This window comes from Acidovorax sp. ST3, from assembly GCF_003231145.1.
Lineage (GTDB): Bacteria > Pseudomonadota > Gammaproteobacteria > Burkholderiales > Burkholderiaceae_C > Acidovorax.
Map to the genome: position 1 here is coordinate 1 of NZ_QKVP01000026.1, position 739 is coordinate 739.

At 71.2% G+C, this 739-nt stretch carries 2 protein-coding genes; both read left to right on the plus strand.

Annotation, left to right across the window (positions count from 1 at the left end; genetic code table 11):
• The coding region (locus tag DNK89_RS23320) for a TOBE domain-containing protein (RefSeq protein WP_153064323.1) at positions 1 to 314 on the plus strand (314 nt) is incomplete at its 5' end.
• Positions 314 to 739, plus strand: a 426-nt coding sequence (locus tag DNK89_RS23325) for an ABC transporter ATP-binding protein (RefSeq protein ID WP_153064324.1), incomplete at its 3' end; no start/stop codon positions are given. The genes DNK89_RS23320 and DNK89_RS23325, both read left to right, overlap by 1 nt.

The following is a 739-nucleotide window of genomic DNA, read 5'->3' on the forward strand; positions in this document are numbered from 1 at the left end:
GGCCACTGCCGCCGGGCGCGGGCGGGGCGCTCACCGCCGGCTTGCGGGCGGGCGCGTTGGACATTGCGCCGCGCCCTGGCCACATCGGCCTGGACGGCGTGGTCAAGCTGGCCGAGATCTCCGGGTCCGACACCTTCGTGCACGCCGAAACGGCCGCCGGCGACGTGGTCGCGCAATTGCCGGGCGTGCATCGCTACACGCTGGAGCAGCGCCTGACGCTGTACTTCGACCCGGCCCAGACCTACGCCTTCGGCGCCGACGGCGCCTTGCTGGCGGCCCCCGCCCGACCCCACGCCAGCGGAGGGATCGCCTGATGGCGCAGATCGAGCTGGACCTCTCCCATTCCTACGTCGCCAATCCCCAGGCCGATGAGGACTACGCGCTGCTGCCGCTCAAGTTCACCTTCCGCGACGGCGGCGCCTACGCCTTGCTGGGTCCCTCGGGCTGCGGCAAGACCACCTTGCTCAATTGCGTCTCGGGCCTGCTGCGTCCCTCGCACGGCCGCATCCTGTTCGACGGCCAGGATGTCACCCACAAGACGCCGCAGGCGCGCAACATCGCCCAGGTGTTCCAGTTCCCGGTGGTGTACGACACCATGACCGTGGCCGAGAACCTGGCGTTCCCGCTGCGCAACCGCGGCGTGCCCGCCAAGCAGATCCGCGAGCGCGTCGGCCGCATCGCCGAGATGCTGGAGATGTCGCACGTGCTGGAGCGCCGCGCCAGCGGCCTGACGGCCGAC